Genomic DNA, 26,964 nt, shown 5'->3' with positions numbered 1-26,964 from the left:
GTTCTCGGTAGCGACCACCCTCACACCCTGATTCATCGGAACAATCTCGCGGCCGCCTTGGACGAAGCTGGTTCAGACTATAAGGAGGGCTGAAGAGGAACGGGTTTCTCATGATCTGCAGGCCCTCTGTTCTGACTGCGGACGCTACTTGGCCCGCACGGGCGACTGGCTGCCGCTTGCGGCCGGCTTGCTCCGTTGCGTCGCGCATCGGTCGAAAATCGGTGGTCACCTGAGTCGGCCGAGCCCACGCTGTACACCATGGAAGAACCGCACCGCAGGATCCGTGCGCTCCACACGGCGTCCACGATCACCGTTTACCAGGCTTACCACCCGGAGATCGGTGGACCCGCCGCCCGCAAGGGCCGTTTCCCCGCCGCGTGGAAGCCTGACCGTATGACGTGGATCAAGCCCAGTTTTCTGTGGATGATGTACCGCTGCGGCTGGGGCACGAAGGAGGGTCAGGAGACCGCTCTGGCCGTCGAGATCAGCCGTGACGGGTTCGAGTGGGCGCTGCGCAACGCGTGCCTGTCGCACTACGTCCGCGGGGTGCACGAGAGCCAGGCCGCCTGGCAGCGGGAGTTGAGGAAGGCTCCGGCGCGTGTGCAGTGGGACCCCGAACGGGACCTGCGGCTGCAACCTTTGACGTACCGCTCGCTGCAACTGGGGCTCTCGGGTGAGGCATCGTCGCGTTACGCGGACGAGTGGATCGTGTTCCTCGGCCGCAGGTAGCTGGGTGCGCACTTGCTCGGCGTCGAGAATGAAGTCGCCGAACCAGCCCGGCAGCCGCATTGCCGCGTCGGGACCGAGAGCGTAGGCCAAGGCTGAAAAGGGGCTGGCCTTGCGGGCCACGGCCGCGAACAGCCCCTCTTCGGCATTGGGCGGAAACTGGTTCATGATGGCGTCGCGCAGAGACTCCGCGTGCTCGGAGTCGTCGTAGCAGGAGTCGATGAAGGTGCTCAGCCGATAGGCGTCATCGTCAGCGCTCCAACTGCCGAGCGAGGTCGTCGACGCGCTGAACAGGGATATCTGCGCCTTGCCCCGCCACCATGCCAGCCCCCCGGGCACATCGCAGGCCACCGTCACTGGCGTCAACGACGATTCCTGACCCGCAGTGTTCAGCAAGCTCCGTATCTTCTCGTCGGGCACAGCGCCGACCACCCATACACCCGTGACACTCAACCCTGCCTCCCAGCTACCCCAGCTGCACCAACCTGATCATTGTCCAGCTCGACCAGGCTCAGAGGTCTGCCACTGAAGGCTGTGGACGCGGCTTGATGACCCACGTGAGGCCGCGTTCGCAGACCTTATCGATGAGAGTCGAACACCTCTGTGTCCGTGCAGAGGGGCTGTTTCTCGAAGCTTGCGCGGAACCGAACGGCGCTAGCGTGCTTTCGATGTCGAAGATCGGGGAGGGGCCCAGGGTGACCAGGACGTGGTGGCTCATGCAGGGCGAGGTGCAGGTTGGTGAACTCCGTGAGTACGGGATCGACCAGCCGACAGTCTTGTGCCACTTCTTGCCTGGGCCGGGCTGGGAGCCCGTCAGCCCGCTGTTCGAAGCATGGGCGGCGGTACAGGGACCTGACCCAGACGGGAGCCGGTACGCGAAGGCCATCCGGCCTTTGATGGATCTGGGGCTGACCCTGCATCCTTCGGACGGGAGCGCGCCCTTGGGCCTCTTCAGAGACTGCATCCTGCGCATCTACGGAGACACGGCCCGTCTCCGTTGCTGATCAGCCGACAAATGCCCGTGCCTGTCCAGGTCGGCGCTGTTACGGTGCCCCATCGTGAGTACGGACATCCATGGCGGCATCGAGTTTCGTCACCCCGGCGCCGACACCGACTACTACGACGGTGAGCCATGGGTCACCGCCATGGACCTTTGGCCCTTGTACGACCAGACCGACTACGCGGCCTTTGGCTGTCTGTTCGGAGTGCGCAACTACGCGGGCTTTCAACCGCTCGCACCAGACCGCGGTCTTCCCGTCGATCTGTCGAGAGGAATGCGCTCGCAGCTCGAGCCCTGGGTCGCAGCGGAAGACTTGCACAGCGCGAGCTGGGTCAGTTGGGCGGAGCTTGCTTCACTGGATCCCGCGACCACGCCGAATCACTTCATCGGCCGGCTGACCTGGCACGCGAAATCGCTGCCCTCGATCCTGCACCAACAGTTCGTGCCCGATCCATGGCCGTCGGAAGCCCTGGCCGCAGTAGGCGCGCCGCCCCCGGACCTGCACAGCACGACGGGACGGGTGAAATGGACCACCGACGAAGTGATGTGCACATACGAACCGTTGACGGTTGGCGCTGTCCTGGGTCCTGAGACTCACTGGCCCCATGTCTTCGCCGTGATGAAGGCTCTGGCAGGCCGCTTCGGTGATGACGGCGTTCGCCTCGTCGTGGCGTTCGACTGACCGCACAGAGCCTGCCCCCTCACACCCCAGGGACTTTGTCAGTCCCACTCGCGAACCGCCCCACGAACGGGCACCCCTTCAGGACCATGTCACCAGCTGGATGGATGGGGTCTGTGAACGCGGCTTGATGATCCATTTCAAGCCTCGTTCGTAGACCTCGATCCCTGACGACGATCACGGAGGGTCGTTCTCGGCAGTATCTTGGTCGCAACGCAGACGGGTATGGCGGAATCGATCGGACCCGCGTTTCGTGTCCAATCGGCGTCACTCCAGCGGAGAGGTGAGTCTCGTCGTAACACCTGACCTCCGGGCGGCTCTGTGGAAGGAACAGCATCCGTCGGTCCTTCCCCTAGCCCACACGTTCCGCAGTGCCTACCCGGACCGCTGGGTGCGCTTCCACAGCCTTCCCGGGTCGAAGCGCTACCCGGAGACACCGAGCGAGTACGCGACCGTGCTGCACCGCTACAACGCGATCCTCGGCGAGCTGTTCGCGGGCACAGATGTGTTCGTCGTGACCGCGGACTGGTCGATCACATCGACCGGTCCCGCCAGCTACTCGAATCTACGGCAGACGTTGCACCCCCGTGGCATCCGGTGGTGGATCGAGTCGGACCAGGACGATCCCGACCCGGAGTTCCACACCCACACACGTCTGTACGTCGACCGACGCCCGTGGGAACGTGGCTGCGTCGACGAGCTGTTGCGAGCCGTCGCGGACGATGCGCTCGCCGAGGTCTTCCTCACCGACACGGAGCTTCGACGCATCCACCATCCCTACGACGGCGGCGCAGACGTCATCCTTGCCACGCCTGCAGAGCGCGACCGTGTGCGTGACCAACACACAGACTGGCTTTCCAGCCACCCGGCCGGCCTCTGAGAGCCGCGGCGGCATCCTCCCTTTCCCGGCCGACGCGCAGGAGGCTGTCAAGGCTGTTTGATGACTCACGTCATCCGGTCCCGCTTCCACGTCGCCGGGAAACGGCCCTCGCGGGCGGCCGGCAGGCCGATCTCCGGCGCGTACGCCTGGTGGACGGTGACGGTGGAGTCCGTGTGCCGGGCTCGGATCTGGTACTTGGGTTCTGCCACGGGGACCAGGGTGGGCACAGTGCTTCGCGCGCGCCGTCGAATTGTCGAGCGGTACGGCAGCAGGCAGGCCGGGCCACCGGTCCCTCAAGCGCGCTGCTCCGGCGTCGGAGGCAGCGGATCGAGCACCGGGTTGGTCAGGTGCTGGTAGATGATCGAGGTGCGGAAGCTGACGATCTCGCGCCGGTTGGTGAACTGGTCGAGGAGGAAGGCGTGGAGGTGGTCGATGTCCTGCGCCGTGACATGGACGAGGAAGTCGTCGCTGCCGGCCATCGTGTAGACGGAGACGACTTCCGGCAGCTCGGTCACCGACTTCTCGAAGGCGGCGACGACATCCCGGCGCAGAGGCCGGATCTGGGTGGCCACCATCGCCTGGACCGAGCGGTTGAGCGCGCGCAGGGAAACCTGGGCCTTGTAGCCCTGGATGATGCCGCGCCGGTGCAGAAGCCTGGTGCGTTCGAGACAGGTGGAGGGAGCGATGCCAAGCCTCTCGGCGAGGGCACGGTTGGAGAGCCGACCGTCCACCTGCAGATGACGCACGATCGCCGAATCAACTTCGTCCATGACTACCTCCGCGTCGCGTATGCCGAATCAAATTCGGCACAGGGCCATCCGGTCCGTACATGAATCTAGCTTCGGCGACATGAGCCAAGCATTTGCACACGAAGAGGTCGTCGTCCGTCGCGGCAGCCGCTCCGGGCTGCCACTGATCATCGCGATCCACTCCCGGACGCTGGGTCCGGCAGTCGGCGGGTGCCGGTTGCGCCGCTACGAGACCTGGCAGGACGGGCTGGCGGACGCGCTGCGCCTGTCGGAGGCCATGACCTACAAGGCCGCGGTGGCCGGTCTCGAATTCGGCGGTGGCAAGACGGTGATCGTCCTCGGCAAGGACACCGAACTCACCGCGGACCTGCGTCAGGCCGCGCTCGAGGATCTGGGCGAGCTCATCGCCTCCCTGCAGGGCTCGTACCGGACCGGCCCCGACATCGGCACCGGCCCGGACGACATGGTGGTCCTCAGGCGGTTCTCGCCGTACGCGCACTGTGCCCCCGAGGAGCACGGCGGGACCGGCAACTCCGGCGGACCCACGGCCACCGGCGTCCTGGCCGCCCTGCATGCCGGTGCCCGCCATGTGTTCGGCGACGCCTCCTGCACCGGCCGCACGGTGGTGATCAGCGGATTCGGCTCGGTCGGCAGCGGCATCGCGGCCGGCCTGGCCGCCGAGGGCGCGCAGGTCGTGGTGTCGGACGTGGACGGGTCCCGCAAGGAGGCCGCGTCGGCGAGCGGGTACGGCTGGGTCGAGCCCGACCGGGCGCTGTCCGCACCGGCCGACATCTTCGTCCCGGCGGCCGTCGGCGGAATCCTCAGCGAGGCGACCGCGCCCCGGCTCACCGCGCCGCTGATCGTCGGACCGGCCAACAACCAGCTCACCGAGGAGTCCGTCGCCGACGCCCTCGCCCGGCACGGCATCGTCTGGATCCCGGACTACGTCGCCAGTGCCGGCGGCATCATCTACGCCCTCAGCCGCGAATCGGAGCACTACAGCCACGAGGCCGCCCGGAAACGGGTGGAGGGGATCGGCGACACCGTCAGCCACGTGCTCGAGGCGGCCCGTGCGACCGGGGTCACCCCACAGCGGGCGGCGCGGGAGATCGCGAAGGCCCGTCTGACTCGGTGAGTTGAGGCAGGGATCGGCGTCTACGGTCCGGCACGGGCTGAGGCACCGGTGAGTGTCGACGACCCGGCACCGAGCCTGATCCACCGAACGGAATCCGGTCCTCTCCCACCCCACCGCAACCCCGTGTTCCAGCCCGCCAACTTCGCGCTCAACGGTGCCTGGTACTCCGGTGCCCGCAACCTCGTCACCGCAGGACGCCGAGGTCGCCCCCCGGCAGGTGAATCCACCCCTCCTGCCGCGCGGCCGCCCGCTCGCCAGCCGTGCCCGGCCAGCCGGTGTCGCCGAGCAGCACGGCGCGGGCGACCAGCGAGCAGATCAGGGCGTCGAGGTGGTCGTGACTGTCGAGACATGTCGCACGCACCGGCTCGGGCAGGGGCAGCCCAAGGCCCGCTTCGATCGAGCCGACCACGTACTCACGCACCTCGCGCGACTCCGGCCCGGCGTTCTTGTAACTGCGCCCCGGGCGGATCCCCCACAGTCTCAGCGCGGCGGCCGGGTACACCTCGGCGATGAGGCCGGAGCCGTCTCGCGGCACGGGGACGTCCACTGCCGCGAGGGCGTCGAGGAGACGGGCCGCGCGCAGGGCCACGACGCCGAGCAGATCGGTGGACACCGACAGCGGAGGCCGCATCGCGGTGGCTTTCCAGGTGAGGTCGTCGGTCAGCCGGAACCGCAACGGGTCCAGACCCGCTCGCCCGTCCGCCCGCTCCTCGAACCGGGCCGGCGGCGGCAGCCGTACGCCCTGGTGGTGGGCGAGGACCGTCGCCACGAAGCTGGATGGCCAGCCGAGCGGGCAGTCAAGGCCGGTCTTGTCGGCGGCCCGGATCAGCGCCAGCAGGTCCTCGTCGGTCGGCGGAACGACGAACTCCACGCTCACCGCGCCCTCGTCCGTCCACTCGGCACGGCACACGGCGGTCCGCCGCGCACTCGCGGCCAGATCGACCCCGACCGTCACCACCCGCCGACGCCGACGCCTCGTACCAGGCGCCTCCCCCAGCACCCCGGCCCAACTCACGCCCTCCCCCTCACGCTCACGCCCCGGTCAACCCCGACCGTCACCACCCGCCGACGCCGACGCCTCGTACCAGGCGCCTCCCCCAGCACCCCGGCCCAACTCACGCCCTCCCCCCGCTCCGCGAAGCCCCCGCGGGGGTCAGCTCGCCGGAACCGTCTCGGGCTCCCCCGTGCCCTCGGCGCCGTCAGCGGCGGCCTGGGCCTTGGCACCCGAGTCGGCGGCCGCCTTGATCGCCACCTCGGTCAGCGCTTCGGGCCAGCCGCCCGCCGGGGCCAGGGCCACGGCGCGCCACCACGGCTCGGTCGGCACGGTCTCGGCGGTGGGCTCGAAGGGCTCGCCGGGCCGGGGCACGGCGACACGGGAGCCGGTCGCGCGGGCCGCAGCGACGGTGCCCTCGCCGGGCTCCGCCCACGCGTGCGTGGCCAGGTTGAAGGTGGCCCAGTGGATCGGCGTCATCACGCCGTGCGGCTCGCCGCCCTGCAGGTCGAGGTGGGCGCGCATGCCCTCCTCGGGCGTCATGTGGATGTCGGGCCAGAAGTCGGAGTACGCGCCGATCTGGATCATCGTGGCGTCGAAGGGGCCGTGCTCGGCGCCGATCTCCTTGAAGCCGTCGAAGTACCCGGTGTCGCCGCTGTGGAAGATCTTGTGCTCGGGACCGGCGACGGACCAGGAGGCCCACAGGGTGTGCTGGGTGTTGCGCAGACCGCGGCCGCAGAAGTGGCGGGCCGGGGTCGCGGTCAGGGTGAGGCCGCCGACCTTGGTCGCCTCGTGCCAGTCCAGCTCGCGCAGCCGGTCGGCGGAGACGCCCCAGCGCTCGAGGTGGGCGCCGACGCCGAGGGGCACGGCGAACAGCGTGTCCGTGCCGGCCAGCGCCTTGATGGTGGGCAGGTCGAGGTGGTCGTAGTGGTCGTGCGAGATGACGACGACGTCGACCGGGCCGAGCGCGGCGAGCGGCAGCGGCACCGGGTGCAGCCGCTTGGGCCCGACGAAGTCGAAGGGGGAGCAACGCTCGCCCCACACGGGGTCGAAGAGCACCCGCTGCCCGTCGATCTCGGCGAGCACGCTGGAGTGGCCCATCCAGGTCAGGCGCAGTCCCGTGGCGGGCGGCTTGGCGATGTCGGCGAGCGTGGTGGGGTGCACGGGGATCGTGCCTGCGGGAGAGCGCCGCGGGCGCTCGTCCTTGTCGAAGAAGACCTTCGCGAAGTCCACCGTCGAACCGGAGGGCCGGGTCCGCGCGGTGCCGCCGGGATTCTGGAAGACACCGTCCTTGAAGTGGGGGGATCTGCGGATACGCGCGAGGCGCTCACCGCTCGGGTCCGCGCCGAAGGCCTCGGGCCGCAGAGCACGGAGCCCGGAGCTCAGGGAACGGAAACCGGACACGGTACCTCCAGGTGGAGTGGGTGAGGCATTCCATTATGGTCGGCGCCTGTGACAACACCCGTGTCATGCGGGCACCGCGCGCACTTTCCAAGGAAAGCCCAAAGAAGCAGGTGTCGAGTCAACCCCGGAGCGTCGGCGTCCATTCCTGTCGGCATGTGCATGCCCGCAAAACCTGAGCGCCGGGCCGCCCCCGGCAGTCGCAAAATCTGAGCACTGGGCCGCCCCCGGCCGGCCGCCCCTACTGACGATCGGTTCAGCACGTTGACAGCGGACACTCCCGCTTTCAATACTGACTCACGGTTCAGTAATCGCGTGCCGGTGAGCATCCCCCGCGGCCTGATGGAGGCACCATGTCCGACCTCCCCACCGAGCTGGTCCCACTGAGCGACGAGCAGCGCGACATCGTGGAGCTGACGCGTGCGTTCGCCCGCGAGGAGATACGGCCACGCGCGCGTGCCGTCGACGAGGCCGACGTGGAGACCCCCTGGGACCTGTGGCGCAAGGCCGCCAAGGTGGGCATCACCGGCTTCATGCTGCCCGAGGAGTACGGCGGGAGCGGTTTCACCGACGTCTTCACCCAGTGCCTTGTTCAGGAGGAGCTGTGCGTCGGCGACCTCGGCATCGGCAATCTGCTCTGCTCCAACGGCTTCTTCGCGGACCCCGTCCTGGAGCTGGGCAGCGAGCGGCAGAAGCGCGACTGGCTGACCCCGCTCGCCGGCCCGGACACCCCCATGACGGCTCTGGCGACCACCGAGCCGGGCGCGGGCTCCGACGCCGCCTCCATCGTCAGCACCGCCCACCGCACGAAGGACGGCTACCGGATCAACGGCCAGAAGGCGTGGATCTCCAACGCCGGCGAGGCCGCCCAGTACGTCGTGTTCGCCAAGACCGACCCGACCAAGCGCGCACGTGGCGTGTCCGCGTTCCTGCTGCGCAACGACACCGAGGGCGTCTCCTTCGGAGAGCCGATGAAGAAGATGGGCCAGCGCGCGATCGTGTGCCGGGAGATGTTCCTCCAGGACGCCTTCGTCCCCGAGCAGCACCGCCTCGGCGCTGAGGGGCAGGGCTTCCACGGCCTGATGCGGACCTTCGACATCTCGCGCGCGGTGCTGGGCGCGGCGGCGACGGGCGTGGCCCGGGCGGCGTACGAGTACGCGCGCGACTACGCCCGCGAGCGGCGCCAGTTCGGCAAACCGATCATCGAGCACCAGGCGGTCGCCTTCCGCCTCGCCGACATGCGCACGCGCGTGGAGCAGGCCCGGTTGATGACCTGGCGTGCCGCACGCCGCCTGGACGCCGGTCTGGAAGCCACCACCGAGGCGGCGATGGCGAAACTGACGGCGTCCGAGACCGCCGCGTACTGCACCTGGGCGGCCGTGCAGACCCTCGGCGGCTGGGGCTACTCCCGGGAGTTCCCGGTCGAGCAGTGGATGCGCGACGCCAAGCTGGAGGAGATCGAGGAGGGCACCTCGGACATCATGCGGCTCGTCATCGCCCGGAGCCTGTGATGGCACACGATCTCCCGAACCCCGATACGGCGCCCGCGGCGGACGCGCTCCTCAGCGGCGGCCAAGCCCTCGTACGCGCCCTCGCCGGCCACTTGGTCACCCAGGTCTTCGGCATACCCGGCACCCACAACCTGGAGATCTACCGGCACCTGGCGGCCTACGGCCTACGGCATGTGACGCCCCGTCACGAACAGGGCGCCGGTTACGCCGCCGACGGGTACGCGCGCGTGACGGGACAACCCGGAGTCGTCCTGACGACGACGGGGCCTGCTCTGCTGAATGCCGCCGCGGCCGTCGGGCAGGCGTACTCCGACAGCGTGCCGATGCTCGTCGTCTCGCCGGGCATGCCGCTGCGCCACCCGCGCCTGTCGACGGGCCTGCTGCACGAGATGCGCAGCCAGACCGAGGCGCTGCGCGGCGTGGCCGCCTTCAGTCATCGCGTCTCCTCGGTCGCCGAGATCGAGACGGCCGTGGCGCGCGCCTTCACCCTGTTCCGCACCGGCCGGCCGCGGCCCGCGCACATCGAGATCCCGCTGGACCTCCTGGAGGCGACCGAGGCACTCGGCTCCGTCCGGCTCGCCCCGCCGCTCCCCCGGGCGACACCCGACCCGCATGCCCTACGACAGGCCGCCCGCGCCCTCGCCGACGCACGGCACCCGGCGCTGATACTCGGTGGCGGCGCACGTGACGCCACGCGCGCCTGCCTCGCCCTGGCCGAACGGCTGGCCGCGCCCGTCGTCACCACCGCCAACGGCAAGGGCATCGTCCCGGAGACCCACCCGCTCTCGGTCGGTGTCGCACTGCACAGCCCCGGCGTGCAGAAATGGCTCACCGCGCGGGACGTCGTGATCGCCGTGGGCACGGAGCTGGCCGAGTCCGACTTCTGGTCACCACCACCGGCGCTCGACGGCACCCTGGTGCGCGTCGACATCGACGCGGACCAGATGTACGGCGGCACTCCGGCGGACGTCGCCCTCGTCGGGGACGCGCGTACGACCGTGCAGGCGCTGCTCGCTGAGATCCCGGCAGCCGAAGAGGTCCACCACGCGCGCGTACCCGCCGAAGCCGAGGTCGCCGCCCTCCGCGCCGCCCGTGACGCCGAGACCGCCTCCCGCGACGCCCGCTGGCTCCCGTACCTCAAGGCGCTGCGCTCCGTCCTCGCCGACGACGCGATCATCACCTCCGACAGCGCCCAGTGCTGCTACTACGGCGCACTCCCCCACCTCCCGCTGAGGCCGCCCGGCCGCTACCTCCACCCCACCGGCTTCGGCACCCTCGGCTACGCCCTGCCCGCCGCGATCGGCGCCAAGAGTGCCGCCCCCGACCGGCAGGTCCTGGCGCTCGGCGGGGACGGCGGGCTGCAGTTCACCGTGCAGGAGATGGCGACCGCGGTACAGCTGCAACTCCCGTTGCCCATAGTGGTGTTCGACAACGGCGGGTACGGCGAGATCCGCGCCGAGATGGCGGGGCGCGGCGACACACCCACCGCGGTGGACCTCCCGCCGGTCGACCTGCCGGCCCTGGCCCGCGCCTACGGCGGGCACGGCACGCGCGCGTGCACCGCCGAGGAACTGCGCCGCGCCGTCGCCGCGGCCCTGGACACGCCCGGCCCCACCCTGATCACCGTTCCCGAGGAGACTTCATGACCACCCCCCTGATGTCGCTCACCTGGACCGATCACCTCACCGGCCGCCAGGGTTTCCTGGTCGTCGACCGGCTGGTGCGCGGCGTCTCCAGCGGCGGTCTGCGCATGCGCGAGGGCTGCACTCTCGACGAAGTCACGGGGCTGGCGCGCGGCATGACCATGAAGGAGGCGCTGCACTACAACCCCGAGGGCCGCTACATCCCCCTCGGCGGCGCCAAGGGCGGCATCGACTGCGATCCCCAGGACCCGCAGGCGTACCCGCTCCTGGTGCGCTATCTGCGCGCCATGAAGCCGTACATCGAGCGCTTCTGGACCACCGGCGAGGACCTCGGCCTCACCCAGGACCTGGTGGACCGGGCCGCCGCGGAGGCGGGGCTGATGTCGTCCATCCAGGCCGTCTACCCGCTGCTGGACGACGAGGTGTCCGCGAGACGGCGGCTCGCGGACGCGTTCGCGGTCGAGGTGGACGGCATCGGGCTGGACGAGCTGGTCGGCGGCTGCGGGGTCGCCGAGGCGGCGCTGGCGGCCCTGGACCTGGCGGGCGTGCCGCACGCGGGAACCCGGGTCGCCGTGCAGGGACTTGGCACCATGGGCGGCGCCACGGCCCGCTTCCTCACGCGCGCCGGGCTCACCGTGGTGGCCGTCGCCGACATCAAGGGCACGATCGCCAACCCGGCGGGCCTCGACGTCGAGGCGCTGCTGGCCGCACGGGACGCCTACGGCACCGTGGACCGCGCGGCGCTGCGTCCCGGCGACCGCGAACTGCCCGGCGACGCCTGGCTGTCGGCCGACGCGGAGGTGCTGGTGCCGGCCGCGGTCTCGTACGCCGTCGACACCGCCAACCAGGAGCACGTCACCGCCCGCTGGATCGTCGAGGCCGCCAACATGCCCGTCCTGCCGGAGGCGGAGGAGCTGCTGGCCGCGCGCGGCGTCACGGTACTGCCCGACGTGGTCGTCAACTCCGGTACCAACGCCTGGTGGTGGTGGACCCTGTTCGGTGACATCGGACCGCGCGCCGACGAGGCGTTCGCGCACACCCGCCGCTCGATGCGCACCCTGGTGGAGCAGATGCTGGCCCGCGCGGAGGCCGACGGCACCACCCCGCGCGCCGCCGCACACGCCATCGTCGCCGACCGGCTGCCGGTGATCGCCGAACGCTTCGGGTGGTACCGGTGACGGCGCTGCGCCCACCGCTGGCGGGCGAGTTGTTCGACCCCGCCTCGGTGGCCGTCGTCGGCGCCTCCGACAACCCCGAGAAGTGGGGCTACTGGCTCGCGAAGGGGGCCCTGGCGGGGCGCGGACGCCGCGACGTGCACCTGGTGAACGGGCGCGGCGGCAGCCTCGGCGGAGTGCCGTTCCGCGCCGGCCTGGACGACGTGTCCTGCGAGCACGTCGTCGTCGCCGTGCCGCCCGCGCATGTACGGCCGGTGGTCACGGAAGGACTCGCGGCCGGCGCGCGCTGCTTCACCGTCATCACCTCCGGCAGCGACCCCGCCGAGGAGCAGGCGCTGGCGACACTGGTGACGAGCGGCGGGGCCCGGCTGCTCGGCCCCAACTGCATGGGCCTCGTCGACACGACCACCGAACTCCGGCTCAGCTGGGGCGACTTCCCGGCCGGCGCGGTCGGCCTGGTCTCGCAGAGCGGCAACCTCGCCCTGGAGATCGGCCGCCACCTCGCGCGCGTGGGCCAGGGTTTCTCCCGCTTCGCCTCCCTCGGCAACCAGCGCGACATCGACGCGACCGACGCCCTGGAGACGCTGATCGCCCATCCGCAGACGCGCGTCGTCGCGGCCTACGTCGAGGACTTCCGCGACGGCCGCCGCCTCGCCCGCGCGCTCTCCACCGCACACACGGCAGGCAAGCCGGTCCTGCTCCTGACGGTCGGCCGCAGCGCCGCCTCCACGGGGGCCGCAGCCTCCCACACGGGTGCCCTGGTGAGCCCGTACGCGACCGTGGCGGCGGTGTGCCGCGACAGCGGGGCGCTGCTGCTGGAGTCTGCGGGCGAGCTGGTGGACACGGCGATGTGCCTGCTGTCCGGTCCCGGAACGGGCTCCCGGAGCGGTGCGCGAAAGCCGGCCTCCAGCCCCGCCTCCAACCCCGCCAACAGCCCCGCTTCCACCGCCCTCCGCGTCGCCGTCGTAGGCGACAGCGGCGGCCAAGGCGCCCTCGCCGCCGACGCGTTCACCGTCCGCGGCGCCGATGTACCCGTCCTGTCCCGGCATAACACCGCCCGGCTCGCCCACCTCCTTCCGCCCGGCGCAGGTTGCCGCAACCCGGTCGATCTCGCAGGAGCCGGCGAGGCCGATCTCGGCGTCTACGCGCGCGTGGCGGCCGAGTTGCTGGCGGGCGACGAGGCCGAAGCCGGCGTGATGACCGGGTACTTCGGCGACTACGCCGGTGCCAACCCGGCCCAGACCGCCCGCGAGTGCGAGGTCGCCGGCCTGCTCGCGGACGCCGCGGACGCGACCGGCGGCCGGCTCGTCGTGCACACCACGGCCCGCGACACGCCCGCCCTCGCCGTCCTGCGCGGCCGCGGCATCCCCGTCTACGAGCGCATCGAGCAGGCGGCGACCGCGCTCACCGCAACCGCCCGGCTCGCCACGGCAGTTCCCCACTCGCCCCCGGCGGCGCCGACGGCGCCGTACCGCATCCACGACGGCGGCTACGAGAGCGTCCGCGACCTGCTCGCCTCCTACGGACTGACCTTCCCCGCCGCCGAGTTCGTCACCGGGGCCGAGGAGGCGGTCGAAGCGGCACACCGTGTCGGCCATCCCGTGGCACTGAAGGCGATGGGTCTCGCCCACAAGACCGAGGCGGGCGGAGTGGCCCTGCACCTCGCCGACGACGAGGCCGTGCGCGCCGCGTTCTCTCGCATGCGCGCCGCCACGGGCGCCGAACGCTACGCCGTGGAGGCCATGGCCACGCCCCCGTACGCCCACGAACTCATCGTCGGGGTCCGCCGCGACCCCGCCTTCGGCCCCGTCGCCCTGGTCGGGATCGGCGGCTTCACGGCCGAGCTCCTCGCCGACACCGCCGTAGCCCTCGCCCCGCTGACGCAGGCACGCGCGCGTGCCCTGCTGCTCGAACTGCGGCACGCACGCCTGCTGACCGGCTGGCGCGGCGCCCCGGCCGTGCACCTGGACGCGGCGGCGGCCGCCGTGTGCGCCGTGGCCCGCGCGGCTGCCGAGCACGCCGAACTCGCCGACCTCGAGGTCAACCCGCTGCTCGTGCACCCCGGCGGAGCCCTCGCCCTGGACGCGCACGCCGTCCTGCGTGACCCCGAAGCGCCATACCCTGCCGGGAATTGAGACGCCGGGCCGGCCGGAGCAGAGTCGAAGGCATACACAGCTCACCCCCGCACGAGGAGCAGGCATGCCCGCCATCGACGCACAGGATCTCGCCGACCGCTACATCGCCCTGTGGAACGAACCCGACCCGGAGACCCGCCGCAAGACCGTGCACGACCTGTGGGCGGAGGACGGAGAACACATCCTCCTGCCGCCGCAGCAGATGCACGAGCAGGCGGTGGGCCTCGGCTTCACCAGCGCCGCCCTGGAGGCCAGGGGCCATGACGAGCTGCACGCGCGCGTGACGCGCGCGTACGAGGACTTCGTGGGGCCGGGCACCTACGTCTTCCGGGTCCAGGAGGCGGCCCGGCAGCTGCGGGACGTGATCACGTTCCGCTGGGAGGCGTTCCATCAGGAGGAGGGCCAAGTGACCGGAGGCGGCCGGGACTTCCTCGTCCTGGACGAGACCGGCCGCATCCGTTTCGACTACCAGTTCCCGGACTGACCTTCTGCGCCGTCTCCCGCTACCCCTTCTCCCGCCGGGTCCGGGCCCCCAGTGCGTAACAGACCAGCCCGATGCCCACGAACAGCACCAGAGGCACGACCTGGCTGAGCGTGTACTGCAGCCGCTCCCCGGCGAAGGACGCCGGCAGGGAGTCCGCCGGATCCCCCGCCGTACCGAACCAGCCGACCCCGAAGCCCGGCCAGATCAGCACGATCACGGTGAAGGCCACGAACGCGGTGGCGAGCCCGCTCACCAGACGTGCCCCGGCCCGTCCGCCCGGAACGGCGTACGGGCGGGGCACGTCCGGGTACTTACGGCGCAGTACCGCGAGACTCGGGAAGGTGACGACGTAGGAGATGAACGTCGTGCAGATGGTCAGGCCGAGGCCGGCCGCGAAGTACTTCTCGCCGTCGCCGCCGGTGAGGTTGAGGGCGATGACGAACAGGGCGGAGGCGAGGACGGCGGAGAGGAGGTTCACGCGGACCGGTGTGCCGTGCTTCTCGGAGATGCGGCCGAGCCAGGCGGGTCCCGCGCCGTCCGCGCAGGCCACCGCCTGGGCGCGGTGGGCGCCCATCGCCCAGGTGACGCCCGAGGTGAGCAGGCCGACGACGAGCCCGGCCGCCGCGATGCCGCCGCACACGGAGCCGAAGCCGGTGAGCGTGACGGTGCCGTCGGCCGCGATCGACCCGCCGTAGACGGTGAAGACGGCCTTGCAGGCGTCGATGAACCCGCCGAGGCTGCCGATGCGGTCGCCCGGCAGCACGAAGAGGATGCCGAGGATCGGGCCGCCGTACAGGAGCAGGGAGGCCAGGCCGGAGCGGAAGATGGCCAGCGGGATGTCGCGGCGCGGGTTGCGCATCTCCTCGGCGGCCGAGCTGGGCAGTTCGAAGCCGACGTAGTTGAAGATCAGGACGGGGACGAGGGCGACGAAGCCGGCGTAGGTGGGCGTGAATTCGCCGGCGGGCAGGGCGTGGACGCCGTTGCGGGCCGCGTAGATCACCACCGAGACGAGGAAGAAGCCGAGCAGCACGATGCGGGCGACGGCGCCGGCGATCGGCACCCACTTGCCGATCCGCACCGACTGCACCACCGCGAGCGCGCCGCCCCAGATGAAGGCGAGGCCGGCCGCGTACTTCCAGCCGCCGGGCAGCGGGGTGAAGAACTCCTCCCAGGTCGTCAGCGCGATGATGCACAGACTGCCGCCCACCCAGACCGGGTTGGAGATCCAGTACAGGAACTGGTTGACGCCCGCGGTGAGCCGGCCGAAGGCGAGCCTGGTCCACACGTAGGGGCCGCCCTGGACGGGGAAGGCGGCGCCCAGTTCGGCGACCAGCAGTCCGTACGGCAGGAAGAAGGCGACCGCCAGGATCGCCATCCAGGTCAGACCCTGCGGGCCCTGGGCGGCGACCGAGCCGATGGTGTCGAGGCCGACGAGCGTGCAGATGAGGAAGAACAGGACGTCGAGGCGGCGCAGATCCTTGCGGAGCAGGGTGCGCTGCTCACCCCAGCCCGCGGAGAGGTCCGGACTCTCGGGGCCCTGCCGGGGGCCGGATGTGGTCGGTGTCTGGGTCACGGCGGACTCCTACTCACGACGACTACTGACTGAATGAGCAGTCAGTAGTGCGGGAGTGTGGCCCCGGCCGCGCGGGGGTGTCAAGAGGTCGTCTGGGGCGGCGGCGCCCGGCGTCGGTAGGGTCGGGCGTCATGACCGTTCAACTGTGCGTTCTGCTGTGGTCGCGGCCGGGTGCCGCAAAGGCTCTGGCCGCCTACGAGGACAGGGTGCTGGCCCTGCTGGGCGAGCACGACGGCCGGCTGGTGCAGCGCGCCCGGGCCGACGGGGCCGACGGCCGGCCGGACGAGATCCAGCTCATCGAGTTCGCCTCGCAGGCCGGCTACGACGGCTACATGGCCGACGCACGCCGCACCGCGCTGGCCGCCGAGCGCGACGCGGCGGTCGCACGGACCGATCTGTACCCGGTGGAACTCGCCAAGTGACGGCCTGGCCCGGCACCGCACGCGGCAACGGAATAGGGTGACCGCGTGGCGAGAGTGCGGTTGAGCGTGGCCGAGCGGCGTGAGGAACTGCTGCGGGCAGCCATCGAGCAGATCGAGGCGCGGGGCGTGGCGGCGGTCAGGATCGCCGACGTGGCCTCCGCTCTCGGCGTGAGCAACGCCCTGGTGCTGTACCACTTCTCGACGAAGGAGAAGCTGGTCGCCGCCGCGTTCACGTTCGCGGCCGAGGACGACCTCGCCCATCTGCGCAAGCTGCTCGGCCGCCGTACGACGGCCCTGCGGCGACTGCGCTCGGCGGTGCGCTGGTACGCGCCGACGGGCCAGGCCAAGGGCTGGCGGCTGTGGATCGAGGGCTGGGCGGCGGCGCTGCGCGAGACAGCGCTGCAGGACGTCACGCGCGATCTCGACAAGCAGTGGAAGGCGGCGCTCGCCGAGGTGATCGCCGAGGGCGTGGCCGCCGACGAGTTCCGCTGCCCGGACCCGCACGGCGCGGCCCTGCGCCTGACGGCCCTGCTCGACGGGCTCGCCGTGCAGATGACGTCGTACGCCGGTGCGATCTCCCGCGCGCGGGCGCAGGAGTGGGTGGACGAGGCCCTGGCGCGCGAACTGGGCCTGGAGCGGAAGGCGTTGACGGCCTCCGAGCGCTGAGCCCCCGCCCGGGGCGGGGGCTCAGGTCACCCTGGTCGGCCTCCGCGGCCTCAAGCCACCTTGGAGATCCGCATCTTGATGTCGTTCGGCGACAGCGTCCCCTTGGCCGTGACGTGGTCCCCGGAGGACTCGCCGCGCAGCCGGCGGCCGATCCAGGGCACCAGGTACTCGCGCGCCCAGTGCACGTCGTCCCGGCGGATCTCCAGGGCGCCGCGGTGCGGGAGCGGCGGCCAGGGCTGGTCCGGGTCGGCCGGCACCTGAAGGCCGAGGACCTGCCCGGCCCGCAGCGCCACGCGCGTGTGCCCCTCGGGCGAGAGGTGGAGCCGGTCGCCGTCCCAGGCCCGGCGATCCTGCACGGTCTTGAGGGACCACAGGTCGAGCACCGGACAGCCGTAGCGGTCCGCGATGGCCCGGACATGGCCGTTGTAGGTGGCGATCTTGCCGCGCAGGTGCTTGAGCACGGGGACGCCCCGGGTGTCGAACCCGGTCGTCACCATGACGGTGCCGGCGACGTCGGTGAGCCGGACGACGGCCCGCTCGAAGCGCTCGGCGACCTCGTCGGGGTCGGTGCCGGGCCGGATGATGTCGTTGCCGCCCGCGCAGAAGGAGATCAGTTCCGGCTTCAGGGCGATCGCCTGGGGCACCTGGTCCGCCACGATCTGGTCGAGCAGTTTCCCGCGCACCGCCAGGTTCGTGTAGCCGAAGTCGCCCTCGGGTCGGCGGTCCGCGAGGAGCACCGCGAAACGGTCGGCCCAGCCGACGAACGCCCCGTCGGGGCCGGGGTCGCCGACGCCCTCGGTGAAGCTGTCCCCCACCGCAACGTACGACCCGATCACTGCTCTGCTGTCACTCTTCGAATCGTCTGCCACATCGACCGATGATCCACCTTCGAATGTGACCTACGCGACCGTAAGAAAGCGTCAGAAGGGCTTGACGGGCGGTGAGATAAGACACTTCTAAAGTGTTCGCCAAGCTCGGAATAACCACCTGGCCGGCGCTGTTGCCGTCTCAACTGCCGCACCTGTGCGCGGACATACCGAAGGCCGGACCCGGGGATCGAGGGTCCGGCCTTCGGTGGCGTGTCAGGCAGGTTGCCGCCGGGGGGTCAGCCGACGGTGACGCCCTTCGAGCGGAGGTAGGAGACCGGGTCCACGTCGGAGCCGTAGTTCGGCGTGGTGCGGATCTCGAAGTGCAGGTGCGGGCCGGTCACGTTGCCGGTCGCGCCGGAGAGGCCGAGCTGCTGTCCCGCGGTCACGGCCTGGCCGGCCGAGACGGATATCTGGGACAGGTGGCCGTACTGCGCGTAGTGGCCGTCGGCCAGCTTGATGATGACCTGGTTGCCGTACGCACCGCCCCAGCCGGCGGAGACGACCGTGCCGGTGCCGACCGCCTTGACGGTGGTGCCGGTCGGGACGACGAAGTCGACGCCGGTGTGGTAGCCGCTGGACCACATGCTGCCGGCCACCTTGTAGCCGGTGCCGATGGCGGAGCTGTTCACCGGGAGGGTGAAGCCGCTGCCGGTGGTCTCGGAGGCCTGCGTCGCGGTGGTCTTCTTCACCGTCGACTTCTTGACGGCCGACTTCTTGACGGCTGGCTTCTTGGCCGAGGCCTTCGGGGCGGCCGAGGACTTGGTGGCGTCCGGAGCGGCCTTCTTGCCGAGCGTGAGCTTCAGGCCCGGGTGGATCAGCGACGGGTCGTCGCCGACGGCCTGGCGGTTGTCCGAGTAGACCTTCTTCCAGCCACCGGCCACGTGCTGCTCATCGGCGATCTTCGAGAGATAGTCGCCGGACCGTACCGAATAGGTCCGAACGCCGTTGTGATTCACGGCACTCTTCTTCTCGGTGGCCTTCTTCTCGGCACCCGGAAGGGACTGGACGGCCTTTTGCGAAACCGACTGGGAAACGGAGTCCGCAGTGGCGGCGTGGGCGCCGGTGGCACCCATCAGCGGGAGCGCGAGCGCGGCGCCACCGGTTCCGGCTACGGCGATGGTGCGGGTGAAGCGCAGGGACTTCGGACGGCGGTGCTTACCCTTCGCGGGCATGACGAATTCCTCTCCGGCGCCTACGAGGTGAGCTGTCGGGTGCGGACTGGAGATGCCCGGCCGCGCGTTTGACGCGGCTTTACCCCAAGCCGTTCCGGGAACCGGAACAGGCGGTCATACCTGTGGGTCCCCCGTTCCTGCCGTTCACGGGTGAGTTGTGCGGGCACCGGGCAGCGGCAGGATTGGGCGTCCGTCCGGATCGGTGGCGAACGTAAGCGACGAAGACGCAAAGGGACAAGTGACGGTTCCCTGTGAAAGCGTTTCTGTTGATCCTTAATGGGAAATAGTGGTGACCCTGCGTGGATTACGGGAGCGTCTTCCCGTCGAATTCCCTTGTGAAGCACGTGAATTACGTGAACATGACGGACCACGTTCGGTCACGGATATGACGCTCCTCACGCGCCTTCCCGCCAGGAGGCCTTATTCCGGAGCGAGTTACACCAATGCCCCAATACGGACACAACGCTCACATGCGGCGCAGCCGGAAGACCGCCGCGTCGAGATCGCCTCGCAGGCCGGTGCGCAATCCGTGATGCAGAAGTACGGCACCTCTATGGATTTCGCCCGTTTCAGGGCATTCGTACGAGGCTGCCGGGTCGAGACCCTTCAGCCGCAGCGCGGGCACGGGCTCGCCGTAGCTCTGCGCCTGGAGCCAGGCGAGGACGACCGCCTCGTCCCCGCGCACGTACTGCACCGCGCTCAGCCCGCCCGTCGGCGGCCGCAGCCGGTACAGGTCGCCGTGCTGCACCAGAGGGCGGATCTCCTTGTAGAGGGCGACCCACTCCCCCGCCTCGGCCAGCTCCTCCTCGCTCCAGCGGGTGAGGTCGCCGCCGACGCCGAGCACGCCGGCCATGGAGCTGACGAAGCGGAAGCGCAGCGAGCTCACTCGGCCGTTGAGCTGGGTGTTGGGACTGTCGGTCACCCAGGCGGCCATCACGCGCGCGGGGTGGATCTGGCTGAAGCCGTGCTGGATGGCGAGCCGGTCGAGCGGGTCGGTGTTGTCGGACGTCCACACCTGGTCCGTGCGGCTCATGATCCCGAGGTCGATGCGGCCGCCGCCGCCCGAGCACGACTCGAAGGCGACACCGGGGTGGGCCGCGCGCAGCCGGTCCAACAGCGCGTACAGGGCGTGGACATGGTCGGTCCACAGCCGCTGCGGATAGGGCTCGCCGGGCCAGCCCGCATCGGTGAAGGCGCGGTTGAAGTCCCACTTCACGTAGTCGATCGGGGCACTGGAGAGCAGCGTGTCGAGCTGCTGCCACAGATAGTCCTGGACGTCCTCGCGGGCCAGGTTCAGTACGAGCTGATTGCGCAGTTCCGTCCTCTTTCGTCCCGCTTGGAACTGGACCCAGTCGGGGTGCTCGCGGTACAGGTCGCTGTCCGGGTTGACCATCTCGGGCTCGACCCAGATGCCGAACTGCATGCCGAGGGAGTGCACATGATCCGCCAGGGGCTTCAGCCCCTTCGGGAAGCGGTCGGGGTTGGGCGTCCAGTCGCCGAGTCCGGCCCGGTCGCTGGTGCGTCTGCCGAACCAGCCGTCGTCGACGACGAACAGCTCGACGCCGATCGCGGCGGCCCGCCGGGCGAGGGCGGACTGCTGCTCCTCGGAGATGTCGAACTCCGTGGCCTCCCAGGAGTTGAACAGCACCGGCCGGTCCCGGTCCGCGTGCGGGATCACGTACGCGCGCTGGTAGGCGTGCCAGGCGCGGCTCGCACCCCCGAAGCCGCCGTCGCTCCACAGGCCGGCGAAGACAGGTGTCGTGTACGACTGTCCCGACTCCAGACGCAGCAGTCCGGAGTCGTCGTGCCCGGCACCGCCGGTGATCTGCACGCGCGCGTCCGGCAGCTGTGCCACGGCTATCCGCCAGGAGCCGGACCAGCCGAGCGCGCAGCCGTAGACCTCGCCGTGCTCCTCGGTCGCATCGGTGTCGAGGGCGACCCAGGGCAGATGCTGGTGCCCGGTGTGGCCGCGGCGGCTGCCGACGACCTTCTCGCCGTAGGTGAGGGGCGAGGCGGCCGGCCGGGACTCGGCGGCCCAGCGCCCATGCAGCTGTGACAGCCGCCAGCCCACACGCTCGGGAAGGGTCCAGGTCGCCGCATCGGCCCGCAGCAGCTCCAGCGCGGGCCCCTCGTTGCCGAGGCTCACCCAGCGCTCCACGACGTCGTGCCGGATCCGGTAGTGCAGCGTGATCGTCAGCCCGCCGTCGCGGAAGCGCAGCCGCAGCCCGCCGTCGGCGCCGGGCTCGGAGTCGTGGGCCTCGAAGTGCCACTCCGTTCCGCGCCGCTCCTCGGTGCGGACCGACAGGGCGGGACGCACGAAGCGGGGGCCGCCCTCGACCGGGTACTCCTCGCGTCCGTCGAGCGGGGACTCGAAGGGCCAGTAGTCGGGCAGCGGGCGCACGGCGAGGGCCTCGGCGTCGGCGAGCGTGATCCTCGGGCCCCAGTGCAGATGCAGCAGCTCGTCGTCCTCGGTGAGGTGCACGGCGTAACTGCTCGCCGGCCCGCTCAGGAGCCACGTACGGCCGTTGTCGGCGATCTCCAGCATTCCAGCCCCCACACATCCGAACAGGTGCGCTCAATTGCCAACATCATCAAGGGCGGTGAGGCCTGGTCGCAACGCCTGTGGACAACTCATTGCCTCAGGAATCCATGTCGTATGGTCGACTGAGCGCCCGTCGACGAGTCGCGCCGTTCGGGTGGAGTGGGAGGAGCACCCGTGACGCAGCAGATTCCGTCGACCGAACCCGAGCTCGCCGGTGTCCGCAATTTCCGTGACGTCGGCGGGCTCCCGACCACGGACGGACGGCGGGTGCGGCGCGGAGTGCTGTTCCGCAGCGGCCACCTCGCCCACGCGACCGACGAGGACGCCGCCTTCCTGTCCTCCCTGGGCCTGCACACGATCTTCGACTTCCGTAACGCGGCGGACCAGAAGCTGGAGGGCCCGGACGTCGAGCTGCCGGGTGTCCTCAATGTGAACCTGCCGCTGACCGACCCGGCCGACGGCGCCGAGTTCTGGCAGATGGTCCGTGACGGAGAGATCGAGCAGCTGCGCGGCATCCTCGGCGACGGCCAGGCCGCCGGCCGGATGATCTCCTCCTACCGCACGATCATCAAGGAGCGCACCACCGAGCACGCACGCGTGCTGCGCTCGCTCGCCGGGGACAGCGTGCCCGCGCTGATGCACTGCGCCGCCGGCAAGGACCGCGCGGGTCTGTCCATCGCCGTGACGCTGCTCGCCCTGGGCGTCGAGCGCGAGGCCATCGTCACGGACTACCTGGAGTCCAACGCCAAGCACCGCCGCTACAAGGTGCACCGCAGCAGCTCCTCCGGCGCGGGCTACGCGCCCGAGGTGATGGAGCTGCTCAGCCCCCTGTTCGAGGCCCGCGCCGAGTATCTGGCGGCGGCCTTCGAGACGATCGAGCAGACCTGGGGCGACGTCGACACCTACCTGGAGCAGGGACTCGGTCTCACTCCGGAGCTGCGCGCGAGCCTGCGCGAGCGCCTGCTGGACTGAGCCGGGCCGCCCTTCGCGGACGGGCCCCTCCCCTGTGGCGCCCTACCTCACGCCGTAGTGCCCTACTTCGCACCGATCTCGAACAGCAGGTAGATGAAGGCCGCGAAGAGGTGCCCCACCGCGATGTAGATGATCAGGCGCACCCACAGGGCGCGGGGGAACTTCTCCTCCATGTTGCTGTTGCTCATGGCATGTCTCCGGTGATCGGGCCCAGGCACAACGTGGCCGTGGGACTCTGCAGCAAGGTGTGGACGAACAGGAGCTCGACGCCGTCGGGATCCTGGGCGGCGATCCGGTGCGGCGTCAGCGATCGAAGTGCGCGCTGTCACCGGGGCCCAGCAGATGGGTGGCGTCCCCCAGACGCAGACGCAACCGCCCCTTGAGGACGTACAGCCACTCCTCACCGGGGTGCACACGCACGATGTCGCCCTGCGAGCCGTGCGGCACATGCACGCGCAGGGCCTGCATCCCGCGGCCGGAGGCACCGGCCTGCCAGTAGGTCCAGCCGCCCGCGGCGGTCGGCTCCATGTCGCCCGCGCGCACGACGGCGTCCCGCTCCGCGACCGTCTCTCCCAGCAGGTCCGAGACCGTCGTACCGTAGATGCGGGCGAGGGCGAGCAGTACCGGCAGCGAAGGCTGGCGCTGCCCGGTCTCCAGCCGGGAGAGATGGGCCGGCGACAGCCCGGCCGTGCGGGCCGCGGCTTCCAGGGTGAGGGAGGCCCGGCGGCGCAGCGCGCGGAGCTGGGGTGCGACGGCAGGCAGGACTTCCTCCGGCCCGGCCGGGTCGCCGCCCGGCGGGGCGGGTTCAGGCTCGGTCTCGGGAGAGCTCATGCTCTCCATTCAGCCGCAGCTTTGCCTCTGCGGCAAATTTCTTGCCTCAGAGGCAAAAGCCTTAGCATCGGCGCTGCGGCGCTACCGGTTGGCCACCGCCTGCTTCATCAGTGTCTTGCCGAAGTCCCACATCAGGGTGCCACCGCTGTGGGCGTCGTCCATGACCGCCGTGAAGGCGTCGACGAAGCGGTCGACCTCGGCCTCTCCGACGACCAGCGGCGGGATCAGCTTGATCACCTCAAGGTGATCACCGGAGACCTGGGTCAGAATGCGGTGGCGCTGCAGCAGCGGCACCACGACCATCTGAGCGAACAGGCCCTTGCGCGCGGCCTGCAGCATCGTCCAGCGGCTGCGCAGCTTGAGCGACTTGGGCCGGCCGAACTCGATGCCGATCATCAGGCCCCGGCCACGGACGTCGGCGAGCAGCTCGTACTTGCCGGTCAGCGCCGACAGCCGGGACTTCAGCTGCTCGCCGGTCGCGCGCGCGTTGGCGACGATCTGCTCGTCCTCCATGACCGACAGCACCGCGAGGCCGGCCGCCATGGCCTGGGCGTTGGCCCCGAAGCTCGCCGAGTGGACGAGGACCCGGTCCATCGACGAGTAGACCTTCTTGAAGATCCAGTCCTTGCCGAGCGTGGCCGACACCGGGACATAGCCGCCGGACAGCGCCTTGGCCACGCACACCAGGTCCGGCTCGACGCCCTCCTCGTGCTGGTAGGCGTAGAAGTCGCCGGTCCGGCCGAGGCCCGTCTGCACCTCGTCCGCGATCAGCAGCGCCTTGTGCTTGTGCAGGAGTTCCTGGGCGGCGCGCAGATAGCCGGGCGGGGCCGCGTGCACGCCCTTGCCCTGGATCGGCTCGACGATCAGCGCGGCGACGTCGCCCCGCTTCAACTCCCGCGCCAGAGCGTCAAGATCACCGAGGGGTACGGCGGTGTCGGGCAGCAGCGGGGCGAAGCCGTCGCGGAAACCGTCCTCTCCGTTGACCGACAGGGAGCCGGTGGTCAGGCCGTGGAATGCGTGGTCGCAGTACAGGACCCGGGGCCTGCCGGTGGCGTAGCGGGCGAACTTCAGCGCCGTCTCCACCGCCTCGGTGCCGCTGTTGCCGAAGAAGACGCGGTCCAGGTGCGGGCTGTGCGTGAGCAGCTTCTCGGCCAGCAGCCCGGGCAGCGGCTGGCAGTCGAAGCGGGTGAGGTCGGCGAGCTGGGCGTCGAGGACGTCGTGCAGTGCCTTGCGGACGACCGGGTGGTGGCGGCCCAGGCCCATCACCCCGAACCCGGCGAGCATGTCCAGGTAGTCGTTGCCGTCCACGTCCCAGAAGTGGGCGCCCTCGGCGCGCTCGTAGACCTTGTCGAAGCCGATGGTGTGCAGCATGCGCGGGAGCTGCGGGTTGAGGTATCTGCCGTGCAGCTCGTAGCGCTCGGCTCCGCGCTCGGCCAGGAGAGCGCCGAGGTCGAACTCCTTGGTCATTCAGCCTTCTCCTTGAGGGTGGCGTCCGGCTGCCGCCCGACGGCCAGGGTGTTCTCCGCCTCCTTGACGGCGAGGCTCGCGCTGATCCGGCCGGCCACCTCGACGGGGGTGAGGCCGATGTCGGCGAGGACCTCGCCGCGTTTGGCGTGGGCGAGGAACTGTTCGGGGATGCCGAAGCGGCGTACGGGGACGTCGACCTCGGCGTCGCCGAGTGCGAGGGCCACCGCCGCGCCGACTCCGGAGGCGCGGCCGTTGTCCTCGACGACGGCCACCATGCGGTGTTCGGCGGCGAGGCCGGGCAGGGCGGGGTCGACGGGCTTGACCCAGCGGGGGTCGACGACGGTGCAGGAGATCCCGCGGGCCTCCAGCAGGTCGGCGGCCTGCAGGCAGACCGGCGCCATCACGCCGACGGCGACGAGCAGCACGTCGGGTGTGCCCGCGCCGCGGTGCAGGACGTCCAGGCCGCCCAGCCGGTCGATCGCCGGGATCTGCGGTCCGACGTTCTCCTTCGGGAAGCGGACCAGGGTGGGGGCGTCGTCGACGGCGACGGCCTCGCGGAGCTGGGCGCGCAGCTGGTCGGCGTCGCGCGGGGCGGCGATTCTCAGGCCGGGGACGACCTGGAGGATGGACATGTCCCACATGCCGTTGTGGGAGGGTCCGTCGGCTCCGGTGACGCCGGCCCGGTCCAGGACGAACGTGACGCCGCAGCGGTGCAGGGCGACGTCCATCAGAAGCTGGTCGAAGGCGCGGTTGAGGAAGGTGGCGTAGACGGCGACGACCGGGTGCAGGCCGCCGGTGGCGAGGCCGGCCGCGGAGACGGCGGCGTGCTGTTCGGCGATGCCGACGTCCCAGACGCGGTCGGGGAAGCGTTCGGCGAACTTCCCGAGTCCGACCGGGTGCAGCATGGCCGCCGTGATGGCGACGACGTCCTCGCGCTCCGCGCCGATGGCGGCGATCTCGTCACGGAACACCGAGGTCCAGGAGGGGCCGGACGGGGCGAGGGGCTCGCAGGTGAGCGGGTCCATGACGCCGACGGTGTGGAAGTGGTCCTCCTCGTGGGCGAGGGCGGGCTCGTAGCCGCGGCCCTTCTCCGTGAGGCAGTGGATGAGGACCGGACCGTGGAAGCGTTTCGCACGCCGGAGTGCGGATTCGACGGCGCCGATGTCGTGGCCGTCGATCGGGCCCACGTACTTCAGGCCCAGGTCCTCGAACATGCCCTGCGGGGCGAAGGCGTCCTTGAAGCCCTTCTTGGCGCCGTGCAGGGATTCGTAGATGGTGCCTCCGACGACGGGGGTGCGCTGCAGGACGTCCTTGCCCCAGGCGAGGACCTTCTCGTAGCCGTCGGTGGTGCGCAGGGTGGCCAGGTGGTTGGCGAGGCCGCCGATGGTGGGCGAGTAGGAGCGCTCGTTGTCGTTGACGACGATGATCAGTGGCCGGTCCTTGGCGGCCGCGATGTTGTTCAGTGCCTCCCAGGCCATGCCGCCGGTCAGGGCGCCGTCGCCGATGACGGCGACCACGTGCCCCTTCTCCCCCTGCACCTGGCGGGCCTTGGCCAGGCCGTCGGCCCAGCCGAGCGCCGTGGAGGCGTGGCTGTTCTCGACGATGTCGTGCTCGGACTCCTCACGCGAGGGGTAGCCGGACAGGCCGCCCTTGCCGCGCAGCTTGGAGAAATCCTGACGGCCCGTCAGGATCTTGTGTACGTAGCTCTGATGGCCGGTGTCCCAGACGATGCGGTCGACGGGCGACTCGAAGACCCGGTGGAGTGCGATGGAGAGTTCCACCACCCCCAGATTGGGCCCGAGATGTCCGCCGGTCCTGGCGACTGCCTGCACCAGGAACTCCCGGATCTCCTCGGACAGTGCGCCGAGTTCCGCCTCGGCCAGCGCCTTCAGGTCGCGTGGTCCCCGGATGTTCTCCAGAATCGTCACGCTCGGGCCCCCT

Annotated in this window: 22 protein-coding genes, 2 pseudogenes and 1 riboswitch; of the genes and pseudogenes, 12 read left to right on the top strand and 12 right to left on the bottom strand. The window is 70.6% G+C overall.

What is annotated here, in order from left to right; genetic code table 11:
• Positions 1-258: 258 nt before the first annotated feature.
• The 3 genes and pseudogenes from ACGFYN_RS29780 to ACGFYN_RS29770 all read left to right on the top strand — a co-directional run.
• Positions 259-711: pseudogene (locus ACGFYN_RS29780) on the top strand (DUF4291 domain-containing protein); the annotation flags it as partial.
• A gap of 1,073 nt (positions 712-1,784) precedes the next feature.
• A complete protein-coding gene (locus ACGFYN_RS29775) occupies positions 1,785-2,408 on the top strand; it encodes a hypothetical protein (RefSeq protein WP_393868974.1) in 624 nt (207 codons plus the stop codon).
• 280 nt (positions 2,409-2,688) lie between these two features.
• On the top strand, positions 2,689-3,285 hold the full coding sequence (locus ACGFYN_RS29770) for a hypothetical protein (protein WP_393868973.1): 597 nt from the start codon (positions 2,689-2,691) through the stop codon (positions 3,283-3,285).
• A gap of 65 nt (positions 3,286-3,350) precedes the next feature.
• On the opposite strand, the gene ACGFYN_RS29765 is transcribed toward ACGFYN_RS29770, so the two are convergent.
• The gene (locus ACGFYN_RS29765) at positions 3,351-3,494 is read right to left on the bottom strand and encodes a DUF4291 family protein (protein ID WP_393868972.1); all 144 of its coding nucleotides are present in this window, start codon (positions 3,492-3,494) and stop codon (positions 3,351-3,353) included.
• A gap of 84 nt (positions 3,495-3,578) precedes the next feature.
• A complete protein-coding gene (locus tag ACGFYN_RS29760) occupies positions 3,579-4,055 on the bottom strand; it encodes an Lrp/AsnC family transcriptional regulator (protein ID WP_393868971.1) in 477 nt (158 codons plus the stop codon).
• Positions 4,056-4,134: 79 nt separating this feature from the next.
• Between ACGFYN_RS29760 and ACGFYN_RS29755 the strand changes: the two genes are divergently transcribed.
• Entirely contained in the window at positions 4,135-5,169 is a 1,035-nt protein-coding gene (locus ACGFYN_RS29755; RefSeq protein WP_393868970.1) for a Glu/Leu/Phe/Val dehydrogenase dimerization domain-containing protein, read from the top strand.
• A 184-nt stretch (positions 5,170-5,353) separates the two neighbouring features.
• On the opposite strand, the gene ACGFYN_RS29750 is transcribed toward ACGFYN_RS29755, so the two are convergent.
• Both ACGFYN_RS29750 and ACGFYN_RS29745 read right to left on the bottom strand, forming a co-directional pair.
• Positions 5,354-6,127: a DUF429 domain-containing protein gene (locus ACGFYN_RS29750; RefSeq protein WP_393868969.1), complete on the bottom strand. Its 774-nt coding sequence runs from the start codon at positions 6,125-6,127 to the stop codon at positions 5,354-5,356.
• 195 nt (positions 6,128-6,322) lie between these two features.
• Complete coding sequence (locus tag ACGFYN_RS29745; RefSeq protein WP_393868968.1) at positions 6,323-7,564, bottom strand: MBL fold metallo-hydrolase; 1,242 nt, start codon at positions 7,562-7,564, stop codon at positions 6,323-6,325.
• A gap of 350 nt (positions 7,565-7,914) precedes the next feature.
• Here ACGFYN_RS29745 and ACGFYN_RS29740 point away from each other — a divergent pair, with 350 nt between their 5' ends.
• The 5 genes from ACGFYN_RS29740 to ACGFYN_RS29720 all read left to right on the top strand — a co-directional run bounded on the left by ACGFYN_RS29740 (position 7,915) and on the right by ACGFYN_RS29720 (position 14,509).
• A complete protein-coding gene (locus ACGFYN_RS29740; RefSeq protein ID WP_393868967.1) occupies positions 7,915-9,072 on the top strand; it encodes an acyl-CoA dehydrogenase family protein in 1,158 nt (385 codons plus the stop codon).
• Entirely contained in the window at positions 9,072-10,718 is a 1,647-nt protein-coding gene (locus ACGFYN_RS29735; protein ID WP_393868966.1) for a 5-guanidino-2-oxopentanoate decarboxylase, read from the top strand. Before ACGFYN_RS29740 ends, ACGFYN_RS29735 begins: the two co-directional genes overlap by 1 nt.
• Complete coding sequence (locus tag ACGFYN_RS29730) at positions 10,715-11,893, top strand: Glu/Leu/Phe/Val dehydrogenase dimerization domain-containing protein (RefSeq protein ID WP_393868965.1); 1,179 nt, start codon at positions 10,715-10,717, stop codon at positions 11,891-11,893. The genes ACGFYN_RS29735 and ACGFYN_RS29730 overlap by 4 nt, the downstream gene beginning before the upstream one ends.
• Positions 11,890-14,025, top strand: coding sequence for an acetate--CoA ligase family protein (locus tag ACGFYN_RS29725; RefSeq protein ID WP_393868964.1), 2,136 nt, complete (start codon positions 11,890-11,892; stop codon positions 14,023-14,025). Before ACGFYN_RS29730 ends, ACGFYN_RS29725 begins: the two co-directional genes overlap by 4 nt.
• 64 nt (positions 14,026-14,089) lie before the next feature.
• Complete coding sequence (locus ACGFYN_RS29720) at positions 14,090-14,509, top strand: hypothetical protein (RefSeq protein ID WP_393868963.1); 420 nt, start codon at positions 14,090-14,092, stop codon at positions 14,507-14,509.
• A 19-nt stretch (positions 14,510-14,528) separates the two neighbouring features.
• Here the strand turns inward: ACGFYN_RS29720 and ACGFYN_RS29715 are convergent, their stop codons facing one another.
• Entirely contained in the window at positions 14,529-16,082 is a 1,554-nt protein-coding gene (locus ACGFYN_RS29715; RefSeq protein WP_393868962.1) for an APC family permease, read from the bottom strand.
• A 131-nt stretch (positions 16,083-16,213) separates the two neighbouring features.
• Here ACGFYN_RS29715 and ACGFYN_RS29710 point away from each other — a divergent pair, with 131 nt between their 5' ends.
• Entirely contained in the window at positions 16,214-16,504 is a 291-nt protein-coding gene (locus ACGFYN_RS29710) for a hypothetical protein (RefSeq protein WP_393868961.1), read from the top strand.
• 45 nt (positions 16,505-16,549) lie between these two features.
• On the top strand, positions 16,550-17,170 hold the full coding sequence (locus ACGFYN_RS29705; protein WP_393868960.1) for a TetR/AcrR family transcriptional regulator: 621 nt from the start codon (positions 16,550-16,552) through the stop codon (positions 17,168-17,170).
• Between the two features lie 50 nt (positions 17,171-17,220).
• On the opposite strand, the gene ACGFYN_RS29700 is transcribed toward ACGFYN_RS29705, so the two are convergent.
• From ACGFYN_RS29700 to ACGFYN_RS29690, 3 genes are all read right to left on the bottom strand, one after another.
• Entirely contained in the window at positions 17,221-18,006 is a 786-nt protein-coding gene (locus tag ACGFYN_RS29700) for an SGNH/GDSL hydrolase family protein (RefSeq protein WP_393869092.1), read from the bottom strand.
• A gap of 269 nt (positions 18,007-18,275) precedes the next feature.
• Positions 18,276-19,211, bottom strand: coding sequence for a peptidoglycan DD-metalloendopeptidase family protein (locus ACGFYN_RS29695; RefSeq protein WP_393868959.1), 936 nt, complete (start codon positions 19,209-19,211; stop codon positions 18,276-18,278).
• A gap of 4 nt (positions 19,212-19,215) precedes the next feature.
• Positions 19,216-19,400, bottom strand: a riboswitch (cyclic di-AMP (ydaO/yuaA leader).
• A gap of 277 nt (positions 19,401-19,677) precedes the next feature.
• Entirely contained in the window at positions 19,678-21,756 is a 2,079-nt protein-coding gene (locus tag ACGFYN_RS29690; RefSeq protein WP_393868958.1) for an alpha-galactosidase, read from the bottom strand.
• A 171-nt stretch (positions 21,757-21,927) separates the two neighbouring features.
• Between ACGFYN_RS29690 and ACGFYN_RS29685 the strand changes: the two genes are divergently transcribed.
• Positions 21,928-22,725, top strand: coding sequence for a tyrosine-protein phosphatase (locus ACGFYN_RS29685; protein ID WP_393868957.1), 798 nt, complete (start codon positions 21,928-21,930; stop codon positions 22,723-22,725).
• A 62-nt stretch (positions 22,726-22,787) separates the two neighbouring features.
• Here ACGFYN_RS29685 and ACGFYN_RS29680 read toward each other — a convergent pair whose 3' ends face one another.
• From ACGFYN_RS29680 to dxs, 4 genes and pseudogenes are all read right to left on the bottom strand, one after another.
• A complete protein-coding gene (locus tag ACGFYN_RS29680; protein WP_016431350.1) occupies positions 22,788-22,913 on the bottom strand; it encodes a DUF6126 family protein in 126 nt (41 codons plus the stop codon).
• Positions 22,910-23,556, bottom strand: a pseudogene (locus ACGFYN_RS29675) (helix-turn-helix domain-containing protein). The gene ACGFYN_RS29680 and the pseudogene ACGFYN_RS29675 overlap by 4 nt, the downstream one beginning before the upstream one ends.
• Positions 23,557-23,637: 81 nt before the next feature.
• Entirely contained in the window at positions 23,638-25,023 is a 1,386-nt protein-coding gene (locus ACGFYN_RS29670) for an aspartate aminotransferase family protein (protein WP_393868956.1), read from the bottom strand.
• Entirely contained in the window at positions 25,020-26,951 is a 1,932-nt protein-coding gene (dxs, locus tag ACGFYN_RS29665) for a 1-deoxy-D-xylulose-5-phosphate synthase (protein WP_393868955.1), read from the bottom strand. Before dxs ends, ACGFYN_RS29670 begins: the two co-directional genes overlap by 4 nt.
• Positions 26,952-26,964 lie beyond the last annotated feature (13 nt).

This window comes from Streptomyces sp. NPDC048419 (assembly GCF_043200415.1).
Classification (GTDB): Bacteria; Actinomycetota; Actinomycetes; order Streptomycetales; family Streptomycetaceae; genus Streptomyces.
This window is presented reverse-complemented; position numbering and strand designations above follow the sequence as displayed.

Bases quoted from the DNA above. Each gene is read 5' to 3' on its own strand.
- ACGFYN_RS29760 (WP_393868971.1), bottom strand. From the start codon at position 4,055: ATGGACGAAGTTGATTCGGCGATCGTGCGTCATCTGCAGGTGGACGGT.
- ACGFYN_RS29755 (WP_393868970.1), top strand. From the start codon at position 4,135: ATGAGCCAAGCATTTGCACACGAAGAGGTCGTCGTCCGTCGCGGCAGC.
- ACGFYN_RS29740 (WP_393868967.1), top strand. From the start codon at position 7,915: ATGTCCGACCTCCCCACCGAGCTGGTCCCACTGAGCGACGAGCAGCGC.
- ACGFYN_RS29735 (WP_393868966.1), top strand. From the start codon at position 9,072: ATGGCACACGATCTCCCGAACCCCGATACGGCGCCCGCGGCGGACGCG.
- ACGFYN_RS29730 (WP_393868965.1), top strand. From the start codon at position 10,715: ATGACCACCCCCCTGATGTCGCTCACCTGGACCGATCACCTCACCGGC.
- ACGFYN_RS29720 (WP_393868963.1), top strand. From the start codon at position 14,090: ATGCCCGCCATCGACGCACAGGATCTCGCCGACCGCTACATCGCCCTG.
- ACGFYN_RS29710 (WP_393868961.1), top strand. From the start codon at position 16,214: ATGACCGTTCAACTGTGCGTTCTGCTGTGGTCGCGGCCGGGTGCCGCA.
- ACGFYN_RS29695 (WP_393868959.1), bottom strand. From the start codon at position 19,211: ATGCCCGCGAAGGGTAAGCACCGCCGTCCGAAGTCCCTGCGCTTCACC.
- ACGFYN_RS29690 (WP_393868958.1), bottom strand. From the start codon at position 21,756: ATGCTGGAGATCGCCGACAACGGCCGTACGTGGCTCCTGAGCGGGCCG.
- ACGFYN_RS29680 (WP_016431350.1), bottom strand. From the start codon at position 22,913: ATGAGCAACAGCAACATGGAGGAGAAGTTCCCCCGCGCCCTGTGGGTG.
- ACGFYN_RS29670 (WP_393868956.1), bottom strand. From the start codon at position 25,023: ATGACCAAGGAGTTCGACCTCGGCGCTCTCCTGGCCGAGCGCGGAGCC.